Source organism: Phocaeicola faecium, from assembly GCF_014837055.1.
In the GTDB taxonomy this organism is placed as follows: domain Bacteria; phylum Bacteroidota; class Bacteroidia; order Bacteroidales; family Bacteroidaceae; genus Phocaeicola; species Phocaeicola gallinarum.
Window position 1 is genome coordinate 240,237 of record NZ_JACSPQ010000006.1, and the last position, 22,761, is coordinate 262,997.

Genomic DNA, 22,761 nt, shown 5'->3' on the forward strand with positions numbered 1-22,761 from the left:
AAAGCTATGGCTAAAGAGAAATTTGAACGTTCAAAACCGCATGTTAACATCGGTACTATTGGTCACGTTGACCATGGTAAAACAACTTTGACCGCTGCTATCACTACTGTGTTGGCAAAGAAGGGTCTGTCTGAAATGCGCTCTTTCGATTCTATCGATAACGCTCCGGAAGAAAAAGAAAGAGGTATCACTATCAATACTTCTCACGTAGAATATCAGACTGCTAATCGTCACTATGCACACGTTGACTGTCCGGGACACGCCGACTATGTGAAGAACATGGTAACTGGTGCTGCTCAGATGGACGGTGCTATCATCGTAGTTGCTGCAACTGACGGTCCGATGCCTCAGACTCGCGAACACATCCTGTTGGCTCGTCAGGTAAACGTTCCTCGTTTGGTTGTATTCTTGAACAAGTGCGACATGGTAGACGACGAAGAAATGTTGGAATTGGTTGAAATGGAAATGCGCGAACTGTTGTCATTCTATGACTTCGACGGCGACAACACTCCGATTATTCGTGGTTCTGCATTGGGCGCTTTGAACGGTGTTCCTCAGTGGGAAGAAAAAATCATGGAATTGATGGACGCTGTTGATACTTGGATTCCGCTGCCTCCGCGTGATGTTGATAAACCTTTCTTGATGCCGGTTGAAGACGTATTCTCAATCACTGGTCGTGGTACTGTTGCTACAGGTCGTATCGAAGCTGGTGTTGTTAAGGTTGGCGACGAAGTTGAAATCCTTGGTTTGGGTGAAGACAAGAAAACTGTTGTAACTGGTGTTGAAATGTTCCGCAAATTGTTGGATCAAGGTGAAGCTGGTGACAACGTAGGTCTGTTGCTCCGTGGTGTTGATAAGAACGAAATCAAACGTGGTATGGTTCTTTGCCACCCGGGACAGGTTAAACCTCACTCAAGATTCAAAGCAGAGGTTTATATCTTGAAGAAAGAAGAAGGTGGACGTCACACTCCGTTCCACAACAAATACCGTCCTCAGTTCTACTTGCGTACTATGGACTGTACAGGTGAAATCACTTTGCCGGAAGGAACTGATATGGTAATGCCGGGTGATAACGTAACTATCACTGTAGAATTGATCTACCCGGTTGCATTGAACGTAGGTTTGCGTTTCGCTATCCGTGAAGGTGGACGTACGGTAGGTGCTGGTCAGATTACTGAAATTCTTGACTAATATTTTATAACCGACAAATAAAATTAATAGTTCCCGAATCTTTTCGGGAACTATTTTTACGGGAATAGCTCAGTTGGTAGAGCATCGGTCTCCAAAACCGAGTGTCGGGAGTTCGAGCCTCTCTTCCCGTGCTAAATTGAAAAGAATATGTTTAAAAAGATAACGAATTATTGTAAAGAATCTTATGACGAACTGGTCCATAAAGTATCATGGCCTACTCGTTCAGAACTTTCAAGTAGTGCAGTGGTTGTTTTAACTGCTTCCCTTCTCATTGCACTCGTTGTTTTCCTTATGGATTCTGCCTTCCAGTTTATTATGGAAGATGTTATCTATCCGCGCTAAAACGATAATAAAATGTCTGAGATTGAAAAGAAATGGTACGTATTGCGTGCCGTAAGTGGAAAAGAAAGCAAAGTTAAAGAATATCTTGATGCTGACATCAAGCATAGTGAACTTGGCGAGTATGTATCTCAGGTATTGATTCCTACCGAAAAAGTTTATCAGGTTCGCAATGGTAAGAAAATTGTGAAAGAAAGAAGTTATCTTCCTGGTTACGTATTGGTTGAAGCTGCATTGGTTGGTGAAGTTGCTCATCATTTGAGAAACACACCGAATGTAATCGGCTTTTTAGGAGGACAGGATCATCCGGTTCCTTTGCGCCAGTCGGAAGTGAATCGTATTTTGGGTACGGTGGATGAACTTCAGGAAGTAAGTGAAGAAAGCATTCCTTACACCGTTGGAGAAACAGTGAAAGTAAGCGTCGGACCGTTTAGCGGCTTTAGTGGAATCATTGAAGAAGTAAACGGAGAAAAACGCAAACTGAAAGTGATGGTCAAAATATTCGGGCGTAAAACTCCGCTTGAATTAGGCTTTACGGATGTTGAAAAGGAATGATGTATTTTGTTACGTGCATTCATTCTATTCGTTAAAACACTTATAAAAATTAAAGAAAATGGCTAAAGAAGTTGCTGGACTAATCAAATTACAGATTAAAGGAGGCGCTGCAAATCCATCACCTCCCGTTGGACCTGCTTTGGGTTCTAAGGGTATTAATATCATGGAATTTTGCAAGCAATTCAACGCCAGAACCCAGGACAAGGCAGGTAAGGTATTGCCTGTAATCATTACTTACTATACGGATAAGTCTTTCGATTTTGTAATCAAGACTCCTCCTGTAGCTATTCAGTTGCTTGAGGCTGCCAAGATTAAGAGCGGCTCTGCTGAACCTAACCGTAAAAAAGTTGCGGAACTTACATGGGATCAGATTCGTGCTATTGCTCAAGACAAATTGGTTGACTTAAACTGCTTTACTGTTGAAGCTGCTATGACAATGGTAGCAGGCACAGCTAGAAGTATGGGTATCGCTGTAAAAGGTGACTTCCCGGGTAATAATTAATTAACTTCAATTGAATAATGGGTAAACTGACAAAAAATCAAAAGTTAGCTGCAGAAAAAATTGAAGCAGGGAAAGCATACTCACTGAAAGAGGCGTCTGAATTAGTGAAAGAAATTACTTATACTAAGTTTGATGCTTCATTAGATATTGACGTACGTTTAGGTGTGGATCCGCGTAAGGCTAACCAAATGGTGAGAGGCGTTGTCTCTTTGCCTCATGGTACAGGTAAGCAGATTCGTGTGCTTGTTCTGTGTACGCCGGATGCTGAAGCTGCTGCAAAAGAAGCTGGTGCTGACTATGTTGGTCTTGATGAATATATTGAAAAGATCAAAGGTGGATGGACTGATATTGATGTAATCATCACTATGCCGTCTATCATGGGTAAGATCGGTGCTTTGGGTCGTGTGTTAGGTCCTCGTGGATTGATGCCGAACCCGAAGAGTGGTACTGTGACTATGGACGTGGCTAAGGCTGTTAAGGAAGTTAAGCAAGGTAAGATTGACTTTAAGGTTGATAAGAGCGGTATCGTTCATACATCAATCGGTAAGGTTTCTTTCACTGCTGACCAAATTCGTGAGAACGCGAAAGAATTTATCGCTACTATCATTAAGTTGAAACCGACAGCAGCTAAGGGTACTTATATTAAGAGTATTTATCTTTCAAGTACTATGAGTAAGGGTATTAAGATTGATCCCAAATCAGTAGACGAAATCTAAAATTAGGAAGTATCATGAGAAAGGAAGATAAAGGCGTAATTATAAGTCAGTTGGCTGATACCATTAAGCAATACGGACATTTTTACTTGGTTGATACGACTGCAATGGATGCAGCGAAAACAAGTGCTTTGCGTGCAAAATGTTTTAAGGCTGGTATCAAGCTGGTAGTTGTGAAGAACTCTTTGCTTCACAAAGCTCTGTTGAGCTTGGATGTTGATTATTCACCGTTGTTTGATTCTCTGAAAGGTATGACTTCAGTAATGTTTAGCGAAGTGGCTAATGCTCCTGCTAAATTGCTGAAAGAATACAAAGACGAGGTTCCGACCTTGAAAGCTGCTTATGCAGAAGAAGGTTTCTATGTTGGTGCTGATCAATTGGAAGCTCTCGCTACTATCAAGAGCAAGAACGAAGTTATTGCAGAAATCATTGCTTTGTTGCAATCTCCTGCGAAAAATGTTGTTTCTGCTCTTCAATCAGGTGGTAACACCATTCATGGATTGCTTAAGACTTTGGGTGAACGTGCTGAATAATTTGAAGGGTATTTCACTTGAAAAGGCAATTCTTACAACTTAATAAACAAATTAGTAACAAACAATTAAATTCATACAAAAATGGCAGATTTGAAAGCTTTTGCAGAACAATTAGTTAACTTGACAGTAAAAGAAGTTAATGAACTTGCAACTATCCTTAAAGAAGAATATGGTATTGAACCTGCTGCTGCAGCTGTAGCTGTTGCTGCTGGTCCTGCTGCTGCTGGTGCAGCTGCTGCTGAAGAAAAAACTTCATTCGATGTAGTTTTGAAGAGCGCAGGTGCTGCTAAATTGCAGGTTGTTAAAGCCGTTAAAGAAGCATGTGGTCTTGGCTTGAAAGAAGCAAAAGACTTGGTTGACGGTGCACCCAGCACAGTAAAAGAAGGTTTGGCTAAAGACGAAGCTGAATCTTTGAAGAAAACTTTGGAAGAAGCTGGAGCTGAAGTTGAACTTAAATAAAATATCCTGTTTATCAGGTAGTTCGGTTAAGAGTCCTCTGTCAGGAGGATTCTTAACCTTTTTGCGTCTATATTAAGTTGACAAATTTGGATGCCACTGATTATTAATTGTCAATTTTAAAAATTCAATTCTAAGATAGATGTCTTCAAATACTCAAAATCAACGAATTAACTTTGCTTCCATTAAGAATCCGATGCAGTATCCGGATTTTCTGGAAGTGCAATTGAAGTCATTTCAAGACTTCCTACAGTTGGATACCCCGCCCGAAAAACGTAAGAACGACGGTTTGTTCAAGGTATTTGCAGAGAATTTCCCTATTGCTGATACACGTAACAACTTCGTGCTCGAGTTCCTTGATTACTATATAGATCCGCCTCATTATTCTATTGATGATTGTTTGGAGCGCGGATTGACATATAGTGTTCCCTTGAAAGCCAAACTGAAACTTTATTGTACCGATCCCGATCACGAAGACTTTGACACTGTTATTCAGGACGTTTATTTGGGACCAATCCCGTATATGACTCCTAAAGGTACTTTTGTTATCAATGGTGCGGAACGTGTGGTTGTTTCTCAGCTTCATCGTTCGCCGGGTGTATTCTTTGGACAAAGCATCCATGCTAACGGTACCAAGTTGTATTCGGCACGTATTATTCCGTTCAAAGGTTCATGGATTGAGTTTGCAACGGATATCAACAATGTGATGTATGCGTACATCGACCGTAAGAAAAAATTGCCTGTTACTACACTTCTGAGAGCGGTAGGATTTGAAAATGATAAGGATATCCTTGAAATTTTTAATCTGGCAGAAGATGTAAAGGTAACAAAGACTAATCTGAAAAAAATTGTTGGTCGCAAATTGGCTGCTCGTGTCTTGAAGACATGGACAGAAGATTTCGTTGATGAAGACACCGGTGAGGTTGTTTCTATTGAACGTAATGAGGTAGTAATCGATCGTGAAACGATTATTGAGCCTGAACATATTGATTTGATTATTGAATCGGGTGTTCAGAATATTCTTGTTCATAACGAAGAAGCAAACTCTTCTGATTATTCTATTATTTTCAATACCCTCCAGAAAGACCCGAGTAATTCGGAGAAAGAAGCCGTATTGTATATTTATCGTCAGTTGCGTAATGCAGACCCTGCCGATGATGCCAGTGCGCGTGAGGTTATCAATAACCTGTTCTTCTCTGAAAAACGTTATGATTTGGGAGATGTTGGGCGTTATCGTATCAATAAGAAGTTGAATTTGGATACGCCGATGGATGTGCGGGTATTGACAAAACAAGATATTATCGAAATCATCAAATATCTGATTGAGTTGATTAACTCGAAAGCAGATGTGGATGATATCGACCACTTGAGTAACCGTCGTGTACGTACGGTAGGCGAACAGCTTTCTAACCAATTTGCTATTGGTTTGGCTCGTATGTCTCGTACAATTCGTGAACGTATGAATGTGCGTGATAACGAAGTGTTTACTCCGATTGATTTGATTAATGCTAAAACGATTTCGTCGGTTATTAACTCATTCTTTGGAACAAACGCTTTGTCACAATTTATGGATCAGACAAACCCGTTGGCAGAAATTACGCATAAACGTCGTTTATCTGCATTGGGACCGGGTGGTTTGTCACGTGACCGTGCCGGATTTGAGGTGCGAGACGTTCACTATACTCATTATGGACGTTTGTGCCCGATTGAAACTCCTGAAGGTCCGAACATCGGTTTGATTTCTTCTTTGTGCGTATATGCTAAGATTAATGAACTTGGATTTATCGTAACTCCTTATCGTAAAGTAGCAAACGGAGTGGTAGATTTGTCACCTGAGGGAATTGAATACTTATCGGCAGAAGAGGAAGAAGATAAGATTATTGCGCAAGGTAATGCTCCGCTGAATGATGATGGAACATTTGTACGAGACAAAGTAAAGGCACGTCGTGATGCTGACTATCCGGTTGTAACTCCCGATCAGGTAGAATTGATGGACGTTTCTCCTCAGCAGATTGCCTCTATTGCGGCTTCATTGATTCCGTTCTTGGAACATGACGATGCTAACCGCGCGCTGATGGGTTCTAACATGATGCGTCAGGCAGTACCTTTGTTGAGAACGGAAGCTCCGATCGTAGGAACCGGCATCGAAAAGCAGTTGTGTGAAGACTCTCGTACACAAATTACTGCAGAAGGAGACGGTGTTATCGAGTTTGTTGATGCTACTACCATTCGTATCCTGTATGACCGTACCGACGATGAGGAATTTGTAAGTTTCGAACCGGCATTGAAAGAATATCGTATACCGAAGTTCCGCAAAACGAATCAGAGCATGACAATAGACCTGCGTCCGATTTGTGAGAAAGGACAGCGGGTGAAGAAAGGCGATATTTTGACGGAAGGTTATTCTACCGCAAATGGCGAGTTAGCTTTAGGTAAGAACTTGCTGGTAGCTTACATGCCGTGGAAGGGATATAACTATGAGGACGCTATTGTGTTGAATGAACGAGTAGTCCGTGAAGATATTCTAACTTCTGTGCACGTTGACGAGTATACGCTTGAAGTTCGCGAAACGAAACGTGGTATGGAAGAATTGACTTCAGATATTCCGAATGTCAGCGAAGAAGCTACTAAAGATTTGGATGAAAACGGTATCGTTCGTGTTGGTGCTCGTATTGAGCCGGGAGATATCTTGATTGGTAAGATTACTCCGAAAGGCGAGTCTGATCCGTCTCCTGAAGAAAAATTGTTGCGCGCTATCTTCGGTGACAAGGCAGGTGATGTGAAAGATGCTTCATTGAAAGCTTCTCCGTCATTACGAGGTGTGGTTATTGATAAGAAATTGTATTCACGTGTTATCAAGACTCGTAGTGAAAAGAATGCAGATAAGGCTATCTTGCCAAAACTGAATGAAGAATTTGAAGAAAAAGCAGCTGCACTGAAAGAGATATTGGTTAATAAACTGTTGGTTCTTACCGATGAAAAAGTTTCTCAAGGAGTGAAAGACTATTTGGGAACGGAAGTTATCGCTAAAGGAGCTAAGTTTATGAAGCGCGATTTAGAATCATTGGATTATACAATTATCCAGTTGAGTAAATGGACGGCAGATGCTCATAAAAACGATATGATTCGCGACTTGGTTATGAACTATTTGAAGAAATACAAAGAGTTGGAAGCCGAGTTGAAACGTAAGAAATTTGCCTTGACTATTGGTGATGAATTACCTTCAGGCATCATGCAGATGGCGAAAGTATACATTGCTAAGAAACGTAAAATTGGCGTTGGTGATAAAATGGCAGGTCGTCACGGTAATAAGGGTATTGTATCGCGTGTGGTTCGTCAAGAAGATATGCCGTTCTTGGCAGACGGAACTCCGGTAGATATCGTTTTGAATCCGTTGGGTGTGCCTTCTCGTATGAACATTGGTCAGATATTCGAAGCCGTTTTGGGTCGTGCGGGTAAAGAATTAGGTGTAAAATTTGCAACTCCTATTTTTGACGGTGCAACACTGGAAGATTTGGATAAATGGACAGATAAAGCCGGATTGCCACGCTATTGTAAGACGTATCTTTATGATGGCGGAACGGGTGAGCAGTTCGACCAGCCGGCAACAGTTGGTGTTACTTACATGTTGAAACTTGGTCACATGGTTGAAGATAAGATGCACGCACGTTCTATCGGTCCGTATTCATTGATTACTCAGCAACCTTTGGGTGGTAAAGCGCAGTTCGGTGGTCAGCGTTTCGGAGAAATGGAGGTTTGGGCTATTGAAGCATTTGGTGCAGCTCATGTACTTCAGGAAATTTTGACCATTAAGTCGGATGATGTAGTAGGACGTTCTAAGGCTTATGAAGCTATTGTGAAGGGCGATCCTATGCCTACTCCGGGTATACCTGAATCTCTGAATGTATTGCTTCATGAATTGAGAGGTCTCTGCTTGAGCATTACTTTAGAATAAATCTTTTTAATGGAGAGTGAAGGAGATAAAATCTTATTGTGGATAAAACCCGATTGGCTGTTTTTTCAACTTCCTCCATTCTCCATTCTTAATACTTCATTATATAAAACATAAAGTATGGCTTTTAGAAAAGATACTAAGATAAAGAGTAATTTCTCGAAGATTACTATCGGACTGGCATCACCGGAAGAAATTCTGGAAAACTCTTATGGTGAGGTGCTGAAACCCGAAACCATCAACTACCGTACTTATAAACCGGAGCGCGACGGTTTGTTCTGCGAACGTATCTTCGGACCGGTGAAAGATTATGAGTGCCATTGTGGTAAATACAAGCGCATCCGTTATAAAGGAATTGTTTGCGACCGTTGTGGTGTAGAGGTTACTGAAAAGAAAGTACGCCGTGAGCGCAGTGGGCATATCCAATTAGTAGTTCCGGTTGCACATATCTGGTATTTCCGTTCATTGCCGAATAAAATCGGTTATTTGTTAGGATTGCCTACAAAGAAACTGGATGCCATTATTTATTATGAACGTTATGTTGTTATTCAGCCGGGTGTAAAGGCTGAAGATGGCATTAATAAATATGATTTACTGTCGGAAGAAGAGTATTTGGATATCTTGGATACGCTTCCGAAAGAGAATCAGTTCCTTGAAGACAGCGACCCGAACAAGTTTATTGCCAAGATGGGAGCGGAAGCTATCTATGACTTGTTGATTGGTCTTGACCTTGATGCGCTTTCTTATGAACTTCGTCATAAAGCAAATAATGATTCTTCACAGCAGCGTAAAAACGAAGCTTTGAAACGTTTGCAGGTTGTCGAATCGTTCCGTGCTTCGCGTGGACGCAACAAGCCGGAATGGATGATTGTACGTATCGTACCGGTTATCCCGCCTGAACTTCGTCCGTTGGTTCCGCTGGATGGAGGTCGTTTCGCAACTTCCGACTTGAACGACTTATATCGTCGCGTTATCATTCGTAATAATCGTTTGAAACGATTGATTGAAATCAAAGCTCCGGAAGTAATCTTGCGTAATGAAAAGCGTATGTTGCAGGAAGCTGTTGATTCATTGTTCGATAATTCTCGTAAATCGAGCGCAGTGAAGACCGATGCCAATCGTCCGTTGAAGTCATTGTCTGATAGTTTGAAAGGTAAACAAGGACGTTTCCGTCAGAACTTGTTGGGTAAACGTGTTGACTATTCTGCACGTTCGGTTATCGTTGTCGGACCTGAGTTGAAGATGGGTGAATGTGGTATTCCGAAGCTGATGGCGGCAGAGCTTTACAAACCGTTTATTATCCGTAAGTTGATTGAACGCGGTATTGTAAAAACCGTGAAGTCTGCCAAAAAGATTGTCGACCGTAAAGAACCGGTTATCTGGGATATCCTTGAACACGTAATGAAAGGTCATCCGGTACTGTTGAACCGTGCCCCGACACTTCACCGTTTGGGTATTCAGGCATTCCAGCCTAAGATGATTGAAGGTAAGGCTATTCAGCTCCATCCGTTGGCTTGTACAGCATTTAATGCCGACTTCGACGGTGACCAGATGGCAGTACACTTGCCTTTAAGTAACGAAGCTGTTTTGGAAGCTCAGATGTTGATGCTTCAGTCACACAATATATTGAATCCTGCTAACGGTGCGCCTATTACTGTGCCTGCACAGGATATGGTACTCGGTTTGTACTATATCACCAAGTTGCGTAAGGGAGCAAAAGGTGAAGGTTTGATTTTCTACGGACCGGAAGAAGCCTTGATTGCTTATAATGAAGGAAAAGTAGATATTCACGCCATCGTAAGTGTGGTTACGAACGATTTGGACGAGAACGGCAATATCGTCAAGAAGATGATCAAAGAAACTTCTGTAGGACGTGTTATTGTCAACGAACTGGTTCCTGATGAATGTGGTTACTTGAATACTATCATATCTAAGAAATCTTTGCGTGATATCATCAGCGACGTAATTAAGGCAGTCGGAGTGGCTCGTGCCTGCGAGTTCTTGGATGGTATCAAGAACTTAGGATATAAGATGGCATTCGAAGGTGGTCTGTCATTCAACTTGGGAGATATTATTATCCCGAAAGAAAAAGAAGAACTGGTTAAGCGTGGAAATGAGGAAGTGGAACAAATCATGATGAACTATAACATGGGTTTCATTACCGACAACGAACGTTATAATCAGGTAATTGATACTTGGACACACGTTAACAGCGATTTGTCAGACATCTTGTATAAGACTATTAAGAACGATGATCAAGGATTCAACTCTGTATTCATGATGCTTGATTCTGGAGCCCGTGGTTCTAAAGAGCAGATTCGTCAGTTGTCTGGTATGCGTGGTTTGATGGCTAAACCTCAGAAAGCAGGAGCTGAAGGAGCACAGATTATTGAAAACCCGATTCTTTCAAACTTTAAAGAAGGGTTGTCTGTGTTGGAGTACTTTATCTCTACTCACGGTGCGCGTAAAGGTCTTGCCGATACTGCGTTGAAGACAGCCGATGCCGGATATTTGACTCGTCGTTTGGTTGACGTTTCTCACGATGTAATTATCAATGAAGAAGACTGTGGTACATTGCGTGGTCTGGTTTGTACGGCGTTGAAGAATAACGATGAAGTTATCGCTACACTGTACGAACGTATTTTAGGGCGCGTATCTGTACACGACGTTATACATCCTACTACCGGCAAACTTCTTGTTGCTGCCGGAGAGGAAATTACGGAAGATATTGCTGAAGAAATCGAAAAATCACCGATTGAAAGCGTTGAAATCCGTTCTGTATTGACCTGTGAATCGAAGAAAGGCGTTTGTGCAAAATGTTACGGACGTAACTTGGCTACCAGCCGTATGGTTCAGAAAGGTGAGGCTGTCGGTGTCATTGCTGCACAGTCAATCGGTGAGCCGGGTACTCAGTTGACTTTGCGTACTTTCCACGCCGGAGGTATCGCGGGTAACATGGCTGCCAATGCAAGCATCGTGGCTAAAAACGATGCCCGTCTGGAGTTTGAAGAATTGCGTACGGTAGATGCTGTGGAAGAAACAGGCGAACCGGTTAAGATTGTGGTAGGACGTTTGGCTGAAGTTCGTTTTGTCGATGTGAATACAGGTATTATTCTTTCTACCCATAACGTTCCTTACGGTTCTAAGCTCTATGCTTCCGACGGTGATGTGGTTGAAAAGGGTAAACTGATTGCAAAGTGGGATCCCTTCAACGCCGTAATTGTTACCGAAGCTGCGGGTAAGATTGATTTCGAAGCAGTAATTGAAAACGTAACCTATAAAGTAGAATCAGATGAAGCTACCGGTTTGCGTGAAATCATCATTACTGAATCGAAAGACAAGACCAAAGTTCCGTCGCTCCACATTAACGATGAAAACGGTAATATTATCCGTACTTATAACTTACCGGTGGGCGGTCACGTTGTGGTAGAAGACAAGCAAACCGTTAAGGCTGGTGATATCTTGGTTAAGATTCCGCGTGCCGTAGGTAAGGCGGGCGATATCACGGGTGGTCTTCCCCGTGTTACCGAGTTGTTCGAAGCACGTAATCCGTCGAATCCGGCAGTGGTTTCTGAAATTGACGGTGAGGTAACAATGGGTAAGATTAAGCGTGGTAACCGTGAAATCATTGTAACCTCTAAGGCAGGCGATGTGCGTAAATACTTGGTTGCATTGTCAAAACAGATTCTGGTGCAGGAAAACGACTACGTACGTGCCGGAACTCCGTTGTCCGACGGTGCGATTACTCCGGCCGATATTCTTGCAATCAAGGGTCCTACGGCAGTACAAGAGTATATCGTAAACGAAATCCAAGACGTATACCGTTTGCAGGGTGTAAAGATTAACGATAAGCACTTTGAGATTATCGTACGTCAGATGATGCGTAAGGTTCAAATCGACGAACCGGGTGATACTCGCTTCTTGGAACAACAAGTGGTAGACCGTATCGAGTTCAACGAAGAGAACGACCGTATTTGGGGTAAGAAGGTAGTTGTAGATGCCGGAGATTCTCAGAACTTGCAGCCGGGACAGATTGTTACAGCCCGCAAGTTACGCGATGAAAACAGTATGTTGAAACGTCGCGACCTGAAACCGGTTGAAGCACGCGATGCCGTTCCTGCAACGTCAACACAGATTCTGCAAGGTATTACCCGTGCGGCTCTGCAAACTTCAAGTTTCATGTCGGCAGCGTCATTCCAAGAAACTACGAAGGTCTTGAACGAAGCCGCTATCAACGGAAAGGTTGACAAACTGGAAGGTATGAAAGAAAACGTAATCTGCGGTCACTTGATTCCTGCCGGTACGGGTCAGCGCGAGTTTGACAAGATTGTGGTAGGCTCGAAAGAAGAGTACGATCGCATCATGGCAAACAAGAAGAATGTACTTGATTATAGTGAGGTAGAATAATCTTTCCTTGCTGTTGAACGATAATGAAAAGCTGTGCCAGTTCGCTGGTGCAGCTTTTTTTGTTTGTATATGGGGAGGGATAAAAGATGTCTGCGATTCGGTTTGAAAAACATACGGAAAGACTCATCAACCCATGCGGTTATTTTCATCAAAGCATCCGCATGAGTTGAGCAGTTTATCCGCATGAGTTTCTTCTATCGTTAATGCTTACTTCTAAAGGTTTTGAGTCAATAGGGAAGAGAGGGGTGGTAGAACGAATTTTCTCATGGTTTGACAATCATGGAAGACTTGCTGCCATAAGCATGTATTGATTGAGCTATATAGGCTTTGAATACAAAGAGAAAGAAGAAAATTTAAGCGGCAGGCTCTAAAGTTGCAACAACTAGATACATTGTCTTAGAGCCTGTCGCAAATTTGTACTACGACTTTCACCTGAATCAAAGTTGACAACGAACAGTGACGAAAACATCGCCCTTGCGCAGTTTTAACTTGTCGCGCCCTTCCAAATCCACAGTGCCTGCTCCATCCATATCGAACGAAGAAGCATTGCCTCCCATAAACGAAGCACCTATGCCCAAATACACATGGTTGTAAATGCGGTAGAAAAAGGAAGCATCAAAATTGCTTGCACAGAATCCCTTAGTGGCTTTATATTCGTTGCCGCCATATTCACCTGAATTTTTGTAGTGCACATAGCCGGCTCCCACCATGAATTCGCACAGTAACTTATTCGTTATATTTTTCCGGATGCCAACCTGCGGGGCGATATAGTTCAACTCCGCATCACTGACCACCATCGATCCGTTAGAAAGGGTAAAATCTCCGGCAGATTGAAAGAAATCATATTTGACTCCAATCTGGAAAATCCGGTTAACCAAATAAGCCGCTTTCATATTCGCATCGAAACCTTTGTCGTATGCCGAACGATATTCGCAGCCCATTACTGAGAGATTGGACTTACCAAATAAATTACCTTTACCTGCGCTTACCGAAAACGAAAAGCGTTCTTGCTCTTGTGAATGAACCGTCATGCACAAACTTAAGAAGAACAGAGCTAATAATAAACGAAACTTTCTCATGACTAATTTTAAGGTTAATAAAAAATATGTTGACTTTCGTTAGAACGAAGGTTTTGCCATCTTGATTTTATTAATAAACATTCTTGAATCTGCATTATGGTGTGCAAAGGCTGGCAAGACCTTATACGTTTACATAATCCTTGTAGCAAAATTATAAAAATATTTGTAAAATAAAAGATTGTTTACATGAATTTGTTGGCCGAGCAGTAAAAATATGAGGATATTATTAATGAACTCATGGCAAATGCTACATTCTGTTATTTTGGGAGACGGTTTGATTGACTGCCATAAGAATGTTAGGACAAAATTTGAACAGGTTTGAAATATTTTCAAGGCTTATATGTTTGCCGTATCGACTTTTTTTTTACATTTGCTTCCGCTAACAAAAAAAACATATCAAATATCATGGAAAACGAAAACAAAAATAACCAGCTCCAGATTGAGCTGAAAGAAGAAGTGGCTCAAGGAACGTATGCTAATCTCGCGATAATCACTCACTCTACTTCAGAGTTTGTTATCGACTTTGTACGTATTATGCCGGGATTGCCGAAAGCCAACGTGCAGTCACGTATCGTGATGACTCCCGAACATGCAAAACGCTTGATGTATGCGTTGCAAGATAACGTTAACAAGTACGAAAAGAATTTTGGTCCGATTCGTATGCCGGAAGAACAGCAACAGGGCGGTAAGACTTTTGTTCCGCCTTTGAGCGATTTCAAGGGTGAAGCATAACGTTTTGCTTATAGAATATGAGGTATTTGCCATTCCGTTTTCTTTGGATGCAAAGAAAGCGGAATGGCTTTTTTTATGGGTAAGGGGTGTTCCGGTGCTACTCAGAGGTGTTTCCTATTTGCAGCACTTGGTCCTCAAATTCATCGCGCGGGCATCGTGCCTTGTTCCTCAACTTGGTGCGCGTGTTATAGATGGTGCTTACCGAACACCGCAGGAAACTGGCAATCTTCCCGCTATCGTTGATACCCAGTCGCAGCAGGGCATATATGCGCAGTTCCTTGTTCATCAGGCTGCCGGCTTTCGGGGTGATTTGTTCGCCTTCACGCAGTAGTTCATTGAAGTCGGTTACAAACGTAGGGTAGAGGTTGAGAAATATACTGTCGAAATGTTCGTAAAGCGAGTTCAATTCTTTATCGATAACCGTAGTCGATTTGGTCTGTTTGATTAATGTTTCGTAATGGCGGTTGATGGCAAGTTTATAGATTTCGTTCTGATATTGCCCCATCTTGTCGATGTAGTTAGAACAGAGGTCGAAGAACTGGGCGATATATCGTTCTTTGATGGTATTGATTTCCTGCAGTTGCTGATTGCGGCCGTTCAGCATTTGGTTGGTTTCCTTCAGCGAGCGACTTAACTCTTTCAGTTTGTCATTACTTTGGGTCAGTTCTTCTTTCATCCGCAAAGTCTTTCTCATTTGCTTGTAAGTAAGACAAACCAATATGGCCAGTGCGCCGGCGAGCAAGCACACCACTGTAAGATATATGGTGAGGTTTGTCCGCACTTTGGTCTGTTCCGTTTTATAAGCAGAGGTGATGATAGAGTAGAACGGGTGCATCTGGAGGGCACGGAAATGGATGCCGGAGGCGGCTGCATCTTCTATGGCCGATTGACTGAAACGGAAAGCTTGGTCTAAGTTATTTTCTTGGTAAGCTATCATGGCAAGCGATTGAAGTGAGACCGTTTCACGTGTGGCGTTTTGAATGTCGGCAATGGCAGATAACATGAAATATTTTTTTTCTTCCTCTCGGTTCCCCAATCCCCGGTAAGCGTATGCGATACCACAAGTTATCATCGCATACTCGGGAGTTCCCACCTGTTCAGTCGCAAGTAAGTTAGTCAGTAGCTTTTCTGCTTTTTCCGGATTCGTTTCCATGAGTCTGAACCCCTGTTCTAATCTGGCGTTAACCGATGTGGTCTGGGATGCCGTCAGTATCGAGTCTTGATATATCCTGCATTGCTGGCGGGCGTAAGGGGTGTTTCCCGTCGAGATGGCATAATATTCCCAAAAGCGGTAGTAGGCATTATAGTATGCAGCCTTCAGGTCGGCAGGAAGTTTTATCGCCTGAAGTCGTTTTAAGATTTCCTCTGCTTCGCGGTATTTCCCGCACATTGAGTAAAGCAATGAGAGTTTCAGGCAGGAGTCGTATTCAGCATGTTCTTTCCCTAACGCCACAGCTATTTCGATATTCCTTTGAATGTATCGTGCGGCCGAATCAGTATTGAATTTCTGGTATTTTTCGTAGAGGGTTGCGTTTATCTCGTATTCTTCTCCGATAGAAAGCGTAGAATCTTTTAGCGTCTGCTTGATACTTTCTATCTGCTTTTCTTTCAGTGCAACGTAATATTGCTTCTGTTCGAGTATGGCGTTGAGCGAATCCGATAGCGTTTTCAGGTCGTTCTCTCCCGAAGCGCATAGCGGAAATAATAGTAGTATTGCCAATAAGTATTGCTTTATCATAGCTCTTGATTTTTAACAAAGATGTCCGCTGTCAAAAGTACGAATTATTTTGTTTATATGTAAGCTATAATCCGGAAAAGTCTGCAAAATATCTTTTAAGCAATCTACTCTTTTTTTGTTGTAATTTTTATTAAAATATTGTGTGTCAGCTTGTTTTTTCTCTCAACAATCTACTACTTTGTATTTAGTTTGAAGAGATAGGCTTTTGTTTCTTATTTTTGCAATAAAAGCCTTCGGGAACCGTAAACACATTGTTTTATTTAAAAAGATTTTATTATGAATACACTACTCTTTTTGGGTTCTATCGGAACATCGGAGATTCTTCTGATTGTTTTTATCGTACTGTTGCTGTTCGGCGGTAAAAAAATACCGGAATTAATGCGCGGAATAGGTAAAGGCGTAAGAAGTTTTAAAGAAGGCGTGAATGGAATAGAAAAAGACATTAACAAAGACATCAACGTTGACGAACCGAATCCGGGAACGACGCAAGGCGTGGAAAAGAAATAATATTTCAGTGTAGAGGAGATTAGGTATGGCAGAGCAGTCGGAAATGTCTTTTTGGGATCATCTGGAAGCCCTCCGGTGGATGTTGATAAGGGTATTGGTGGCATGGGGAATCTTTATGTTGCTGGGATTCATGTTTATACCCTATTTGTTCGACCACGTGGTGATGGCTCCGTGTAGCAATGATTTTTTTCTTTACCGTTGGATTGCAGAAGCGGGAACGGCTTTCAGCCATTGGACGGAACAGGAAACAGGAGTTGCATTTTCGATGTTGCCTGATTTTATCGGCAAACCTTTCCGCGTAGATGTGATAAACATCAAGCTGGCTTCACAATTTTTTATTCACATGTCGTTGTCGTTCTGGCTGGCGTTGCTCATCACCTTCCCTTATCTTGTTTATGAGGTGTGGAAATTTGTTTGTCCGGCTCTGTACGACAATGAAAAGAAAGGGGTGAGATGGGCGTTCGTGTTTGGGACGGTCATGTTTTTCATAGGCTGTGTGGTAGGCTATTCTGTGGTGTTTCCCTTGACGCTGCGTTTTTTATACTCGTATGAGTTGAGTCCGAATATCTCCAATCAGTTGTCGTTGGATTCGTATATGAGTTATTTCCTGATGCTGATTTTTATGATGGGTATTATGTTCGAATTGCCATTGCTGTCGATGTTGCTGTCGAAACTTGGCATTTTAAACCGCAGCTTTTTCAAGAAGTACCGTCGCCATGCCGTGGTGGTACTGATGGTGGTGGCGGCTGTCATAACGCCTTCGTCAGATCCTTTTACACTTATGGCTGTATTTATACCTATATATATATTATGGGAAATAAGCGCATTTCTGGTCAAGCCAGAAGTAAAAACCGAAAATTAATATAAGAGCCTGTTTGAATTTTCTGATAAAGTAATTTCGTTTAAATGGGCTCTGAGGCACAAACAATCTTCTTTGTTAAATTATGAAAAATACAAAAATTAGGGTAGGGCTTATAGGCTTCGGCAGAATGGGCAGGTTTTATCTGGACGAAATGAAAAAGAGCGGCAGATGGGATGTGGCATACATTTGCGACATCAGTCCCCGTTCACGTGAAGTGGCGAAGGAACTTTCGCCCGAATCTCGGATAGTAGACGATGAAAATATTGTGTTCGAGGATGAAAGCGTTCAGGCAGTGGGACTGTTTACGCTGGCTAATAACCGGAAAGAGCAGATAGAAAAGGCACTCCGTTACGGGAAACACATTTTGTCGGAGAAACCGATAGCCGACACCATTGAACGCGAATGGGAAGTTGTCGGCATGACTGAACATTCAGACCGAATATCTACGGTTAACTTGTATCTCCGTAATTCATGGTATCATCAGCAGTTGAAAGCATTTGTCGAGGCAGGCGAATTGGGTGAGCTGGCTATTATTCGTGTTTGTCACATGACACCCGGTTTGGCTCCCGGCGAAGGACACGAGTACGAAGGACCTGCTTTCCACGATTGCGGTATGCACTATGTAGATATCGCCCGCTGGTATGCCGGATGCGATTATAAGACATGGCACGCACAGGCTATCGACATGTGGAGCTACAAGGAACCGTGGTGGCTGCAATGCCACGGCACGTTCCAGAATGGCATTGTGTTCGATATCACGCAAGGTTTCGTCTACGGACAACTTTCTAAAGACCAGACTCATAATTCATACGTTGACTTGATAGGGACGAAAGGAATCGCCCGTATGACGCACGATTTTAAGACGGCGGTTGTCGAACTTCATGGGGTTAATCAGACTTTGCGGATAGAGAAACCCTTTGGTGGGAAAAACATTGATGTATTGTGTAATCGGTTTGCCGATAGCATTTTGGCAGGCGAAGCGTCTCCGCTGCTTCCCAAGATGCGTGATTCTGCACTTGCATCGGAATATGCATGGAAGTTCTTGGCGGACGCCAAATCGCACGACCTGCCTGCCATTGGCACTTTGGAGACCTTAGAAGAAATTCGCGAACGCAGGCGTACGATGAAAAACGGCTATGGCCTGTTGCCAAACAGATAGATGAATCAATCGGGGGACACATAAAATAAAGATATAGGCAATCATTAACTTTTTATATTAACTTTAAATGTAAGATTATGTCAAACGTTTCAAGAAGAGATTTTCTGAAAACGGGAGCTGCGGCGCTTGCCGGCATAACCATTGCTCCCAGTTCAATTTTAGGTAAGAGTTTCGGGCATGTAGCACCTTCAGACAAGCTGAACATTGCGGCTGTCGGTATCGGTGGAATGGGTCATGCCAACATTTTGCATGTGAAAGATACGGAAAATATCGTAGCGTTGTGTGACGTTGACTGGAAGTATGCCAAAGGTGTATTTGATGAATTTCCGAATGCAAAAAGATATTGGGACTACCGGAAGATGTACGACGAAATGGGCAAGTCGATTGATGCGGTTATCGTAGCAACGGCCGACCATACACATGCCATCATTACCGCTGATGCTATGACGATGGGTAAACACGTATATTGCCAGAAACCGCTGACACACTCGGTATATGAATCACGTTTGCTGACCAAGCTCGCCGCTTCTACGGGTGTGGCTACGCAAATGGGTAATCAAGGCTCATCGGATGAAGGAACCGATTTGGTTTGCGAATGGATTTGGAACGGAGAAATAGGTGAGGTGACGAAAGTAGAATGTGCTACCGACCGTCCGATTTGGCCGCAGGGGTTGAATGCTCCCGAAAAAGAAGAGCGTATCCCCAAAACCCTGAACTGGGATTTGTTTACCGGCCCTGCAAAGATGAATCCGTATAGCTCGATTTATACACCGTGGAACTGGCGTGGATGGTGGGATTACGGAACCGGTGCGCTGGGCGACATGGCGTGTCATATTCTGCACCAACCGTTTAAAGCCTTGCATTTGAAATACCCGACAAAGGTAGAAGCGTCTTCCACCTTGTTGCTGAACGCTTGTGCTCCACAGGCACAACATGTGAAAATGATTTTCCCGGCTCGTGACAATATGCCGAAAGTAGCCATGCCGGAAGTAGAAATACATTGGTACGATGGAGGCATGATGCCCGAACGTCCGAAAGGTTTCCCGGCTACCATGCAGCTGATGCAAAGCGGTGGCGGTCTGACTATTTTCCACGGAACCAAAGACACGCTGATATGCGGTTGCTACGGTGAACATCCGTTCTTGCTTTCCGGTCGTGTACCGAATGCGCCGAAAGTATGCCGTCGTGTACCGAATGCGATGTCGGGTGGTCATGAAAAAGATTGGGTGCGTGCATGTAAAGAAAGTCCCGAATCGCGTGTAAAGACCAAATCCGACTTCTCGGAAGCAGGTCCGTTGAATGAAATGGTAGTAATGGGTGTATTGGCTGTACGTCTTCAGGCATTGAACCGCACGTTGGAATGGGACGGCGAGAATATGAGATTCACGAATATCGGTGATGATGAAACCATAAAGACTTGCATTAAAGACGGCTTTACGATTCACGATGGACATCCTTCATTCAACAAAACATGGACGGAGCCGGTTAATGCGCGTGCTTTCGCTGAAGAATTGATTAAGCATCAGTATCGTACCGGTTGGAATTTGCCGGATATGCCCCGATAAAATAACACAGAAGTATAATTCATCATTAAAAATAACAATATCATGAAAAAAGTATTTTACACATTGACCTGTTTGGCTATTACAGGTGCATTGACCGCATGTGGCGGAGGAAACAAGAAAGCTGCTGAAACAACTGCAGAAGAAGCACCCACAACTCAAATGTTGTCTTACTCTAAATCAATGAAAGCTGCTGAAACAGACAGCTTGTCACTGCCGGTAGATAAAGACGGGTATATCACGATTTTCGATGGTAAGACTTTCAACGGATGGAGAGGCTACGGAAAAGACAATGTGCCTTCTCGCTGGGTTATCGAAGATGGTTGCATCAAATTTAACGGCAGCGGAGGCGGTGAAGCTCAGACTGCGGAAGGTGGCGACTTGATTTTCGCTCACAAGTTCAAAAACTTTGAGTTGGAATTGGAATGGAAAATCTCTAAAGGCGGTAATTCCGGTATCTTGTATTTGGCTCAGGAAGTCACATCCACAGATAAAGACGGAAAGGAAGTTTTGGAACCGATTTACATTTCAGCTCCGGAGTTTCAGGTATTGGATAATGCAAACCATCCTGATGCGAAATTAGGTAAGGATAATAACCGTCAGGCAGCTTCATTATACGACATGATTCCGGCTGTTCCGCAAAACGCAAAACCTTTCGGAGAATGGAACACGGCTAAAATCATGGTATATAAAGGTACGGTAGTGCACGGACAAAATGGAGAAAACGTTTTGGAATACCATTTGTGGACTCCGCAATGGACGGAGATGCTTGAAAACAGTAAGTTCAGTAAAGAAAAATGGCCGTTGGCATTCGAATTGCTGAATAATTGCGGCGGTGAAAATCATGAAGGTTTCATCGGATTGCAAGACCACGGCGATGATGTTTGGTATCGCAACATTCGTGTGAAAATCTTGGATTAATCATAGCCTATGAAAAGTCGTCTTCTTTATCTATGCCTGTTTGTTGCTTTGGGAGTGATATGCTCTCAATGTACAAAGGTAGAACAAAGTGAAAAAGTGACTAAAAAGGAAGTGTCCATCCAACTTTATTCAGTCAGAAGTCTGTTGGATGGGGTGAATAAGGATGGGCAACCTTCATCTGAATACATGGACGTGCTGAACAAATTGGCTCAAATGGGATATACCAGCGTGGAGGCAGCCAATTATGCTGACGGAAAGTTTTACGGGAGAAGTCCGGAAAATTTCCGGAAAGATGTTGAAAGTACCGGAATGGAAGTCTTGTCTTCTCATTGCAGTCGTATGTTGACAGCCGAAGAACTGACTTCCGGAGACTTGACCGAAGCCTTGAAATGGTGGGATACATGCATTGCTGACCATAAAACCGCAGGAATGAAGTACATCGTGTTTCCGTGGCTCGGCGTACCTGAGACAGTAAAAGACTTGGCTCTGTATTGTCGTTATTTTGATGAAATCGGCAAGCGTTGTAAAGAGGCAGGAATCCTTTTCGGGTATCATAACCACGCACATGAGTTTCAGAAAGTAGAAGATAAAGAGGTGATGTACGACTACATGCTTCAACACACCAATCCCGAATACGTATTCTTTCAAATGGATGTGTATTGGACCGTGCGTGGGCAAAACAGTCCGGTAGATTATTTCCATCAATATCCCGGACGCTTTAAGATGCTCCACATCAAAGACCATCGGGAAATCGGGCAGAGCGGCATGGTAGGTTATGATGCCATATTCGGGAATACCGATGTGGCAGGAACACAAGATCTTGTAGCCGAAATAGAAAATTACAGCACTTCTGATGTCCTGAAAAGTGTTAAAGAAAGTTTGGATTATTTGCTGGAAGCTCCGTTTGTAAAGGCATCTTATCGCAAATAACCTCATAAAAGCTCTATAAAAAGAAGTCCATCATTCCAAAAAATGGGATGATGGACTTTTTTGTTAGAAAACTGTTTGTCAATTAAAAAGTTATTTGTAATTTTGCAGCCCGAAATGTATAGTTTCGACAAGGATTGGAAAAACAATAAACAATATAATAATAATTAAAAATCAAACAAAATGCCTACTATTCAACAGTTAGTAAGAAAAGGAAGAAAGGTTTTGGTTGACAAGAGTAAATCTCCGGCGCTGGATTCATGTCCGCAGAGACGTGGTGTGTGCGTGCGTGTTTACACTACAACTCCGAAAAAACCGAACTCAGCAATGCGTAAAGTTGCCCGTGTACGTCTGACAAACTCTAAGGAAGTGAACTCTTATATTCCGGGAGAAGGTCACAACTTGCAGGAGCACTCAATCGTATTGGTACGCGGTGGTCGTGTGAAAGACCTTCCGGGTGTACGTTATCACATCGTTCGCGGTACATTGGATACTGCCGGTGTAGCAGGACGTACGCAAAGACGTTCAAAATACGGCGCTAAGCGTCCGAAACCGGGACAAGCAGCTCCGGCAGGAAAGGGTAAGAAATAATAAACCTGCCGAGTCAATCCTTTAGAAAAGACTTT

Annotated in this window: 19 protein-coding genes and 1 tRNA gene; 18 read left to right on the forward strand and 2 right to left on the reverse strand. The window is 42.8% G+C overall.

Annotated features, from left to right (window positions below; all coding sequences use genetic code 11):
• The first annotated feature begins 6 nt into the window (after positions 1-6).
• The 10 genes from tuf to rpoC all read left to right on the forward strand — a co-directional run bounded on the left by tuf (position 7) and on the right by rpoC (position 12,648).
• A complete protein-coding gene (gene tuf / locus H9626_RS08510; protein WP_191710204.1) occupies positions 7-1,191 on the forward strand; it encodes an elongation factor Tu in 1,185 nt (394 codons plus the stop codon).
• A 58-nt stretch (positions 1,192-1,249) separates the two neighbouring features.
• Positions 1,250-1,322 (forward strand) — tRNA-Trp (locus H9626_RS08515).
• 16 nt (positions 1,323-1,338) lie between these two features.
• The gene (secE, locus tag H9626_RS08520) at positions 1,339-1,533 is read left to right on the forward strand and encodes a preprotein translocase subunit SecE (protein ID WP_191710205.1); all 195 of its coding nucleotides are present in this window, start codon (positions 1,339-1,341) and stop codon (positions 1,531-1,533) included.
• A gap of 12 nt (positions 1,534-1,545) precedes the next feature.
• Entirely contained in the window at positions 1,546-2,085 is a 540-nt protein-coding gene (nusG, locus tag H9626_RS08525) for a transcription termination/antitermination protein NusG (RefSeq protein ID WP_191710206.1), read from the forward strand.
• Between the two features lie 58 nt (positions 2,086-2,143).
• On the forward strand, positions 2,144-2,587 hold the full coding sequence (gene rplK, locus H9626_RS08530; protein WP_191710207.1) for a 50S ribosomal protein L11: 444 nt from the start codon (positions 2,144-2,146) through the stop codon (positions 2,585-2,587).
• 17 nt (positions 2,588-2,604) lie between these two features.
• On the forward strand, positions 2,605-3,303 hold the full coding sequence (gene rplA, locus H9626_RS08535) for a 50S ribosomal protein L1 (RefSeq protein WP_191710208.1): 699 nt from the start codon (positions 2,605-2,607) through the stop codon (positions 3,301-3,303).
• Positions 3,304-3,317: 14 nt separating this feature from the next.
• Positions 3,318-3,833 (forward strand): 50S ribosomal protein L10, encoded by a 516-nt coding sequence (gene rplJ, locus H9626_RS08540; protein ID WP_191710209.1) that lies wholly within the window; start codon positions 3,318-3,320, stop codon positions 3,831-3,833.
• An 81-nt stretch (positions 3,834-3,914) separates the two neighbouring features.
• On the forward strand, positions 3,915-4,292 hold the full coding sequence (gene rplL, locus H9626_RS08545; RefSeq protein ID WP_007564160.1) for a 50S ribosomal protein L7/L12: 378 nt from the start codon (positions 3,915-3,917) through the stop codon (positions 4,290-4,292).
• Between the two features lie 139 nt (positions 4,293-4,431).
• Positions 4,432-8,244: a DNA-directed RNA polymerase subunit beta gene (rpoB, locus tag H9626_RS08550; RefSeq protein ID WP_178255851.1), complete on the forward strand. Its 3,813-nt coding sequence runs from the start codon at positions 4,432-4,434 to the stop codon at positions 8,242-8,244.
• A gap of 117 nt (positions 8,245-8,361) precedes the next feature.
• A complete protein-coding gene (gene rpoC / locus H9626_RS08555) occupies positions 8,362-12,648 on the forward strand; it encodes a DNA-directed RNA polymerase subunit beta' (RefSeq protein ID WP_178255852.1) in 4,287 nt (1,428 codons plus the stop codon).
• Between the two features lie 437 nt (positions 12,649-13,085).
• Here the strand turns inward: rpoC and H9626_RS08560 are convergent, their stop codons facing one another.
• The gene (locus H9626_RS08560; RefSeq protein WP_178255853.1) at positions 13,086-13,727 is read right to left on the reverse strand and encodes a hypothetical protein; all 642 of its coding nucleotides are present in this window, start codon (positions 13,725-13,727) and stop codon (positions 13,086-13,088) included.
• 405 nt (positions 13,728-14,132) lie between these two features.
• Between H9626_RS08560 and H9626_RS08565 the strand changes: the two genes are divergently transcribed.
• Positions 14,133-14,459 carry a DUF3467 domain-containing protein gene (locus tag H9626_RS08565; protein WP_178255854.1) on the forward strand — a complete coding sequence of 109 codons (327 nt, stop codon included), beginning with the start codon at positions 14,133-14,135 and terminating at the stop codon, positions 14,457-14,459.
• 97 nt (positions 14,460-14,556) lie between these two features.
• Here the strand turns inward: H9626_RS08565 and susR are convergent, their stop codons facing one another.
• The gene (gene susR, locus H9626_RS08570) at positions 14,557-16,197 is read right to left on the reverse strand and encodes a SusR family glycan utilization regulator (RefSeq protein ID WP_191710210.1); all 1,641 of its coding nucleotides are present in this window, start codon (positions 16,195-16,197) and stop codon (positions 14,557-14,559) included.
• A 276-nt stretch (positions 16,198-16,473) separates the two neighbouring features.
• On the opposite strand from susR, the gene H9626_RS08575 reads away from it, so the two are divergent.
• From H9626_RS08575 to rpsL, 7 genes are all read left to right on the forward strand, one after another.
• Positions 16,474-16,704 (forward strand): Sec-independent protein translocase subunit TatA/TatB, encoded by a 231-nt coding sequence (locus H9626_RS08575; protein ID WP_178255856.1) that lies wholly within the window; start codon positions 16,474-16,476, stop codon positions 16,702-16,704.
• 25 nt (positions 16,705-16,729) lie between these two features.
• Complete coding sequence (gene tatC / locus H9626_RS08580) at positions 16,730-17,566, forward strand: twin-arginine translocase subunit TatC (RefSeq protein WP_178255857.1); 837 nt, start codon at positions 16,730-16,732, stop codon at positions 17,564-17,566.
• 82 nt (positions 17,567-17,648) lie between these two features.
• Positions 17,649-18,725 carry a disaccharide 3-dehydrogenase gene (locus H9626_RS08585; RefSeq protein ID WP_178255858.1) on the forward strand — a complete coding sequence of 359 codons (1,077 nt, stop codon included), beginning with the start codon at positions 17,649-17,651 and terminating at the stop codon, positions 18,723-18,725.
• Positions 18,726-18,802: 77 nt separating this feature from the next.
• Positions 18,803-20,290 carry a glycoside 3-dehydrogenase gene (locus H9626_RS08590; RefSeq protein ID WP_178255859.1) on the forward strand — a complete coding sequence of 496 codons (1,488 nt, stop codon included), beginning with the start codon at positions 18,803-18,805 and terminating at the stop codon, positions 20,288-20,290.
• 42 nt (positions 20,291-20,332) lie between these two features.
• A complete protein-coding gene (locus H9626_RS08595; RefSeq protein WP_178255860.1) occupies positions 20,333-21,208 on the forward strand; it encodes a 3-keto-disaccharide hydrolase in 876 nt (291 codons plus the stop codon).
• A 9-nt stretch (positions 21,209-21,217) separates the two neighbouring features.
• Complete coding sequence (locus H9626_RS08600) at positions 21,218-22,138, forward strand: sugar phosphate isomerase/epimerase family protein (protein ID WP_178255861.1); 921 nt, start codon at positions 21,218-21,220, stop codon at positions 22,136-22,138.
• 180 nt (positions 22,139-22,318) lie between these two features.
• A complete protein-coding gene (gene rpsL, locus H9626_RS08605) occupies positions 22,319-22,726 on the forward strand; it encodes a 30S ribosomal protein S12 (RefSeq protein ID WP_013618009.1) in 408 nt (135 codons plus the stop codon).
• Positions 22,727-22,761 lie beyond the last annotated feature (35 nt).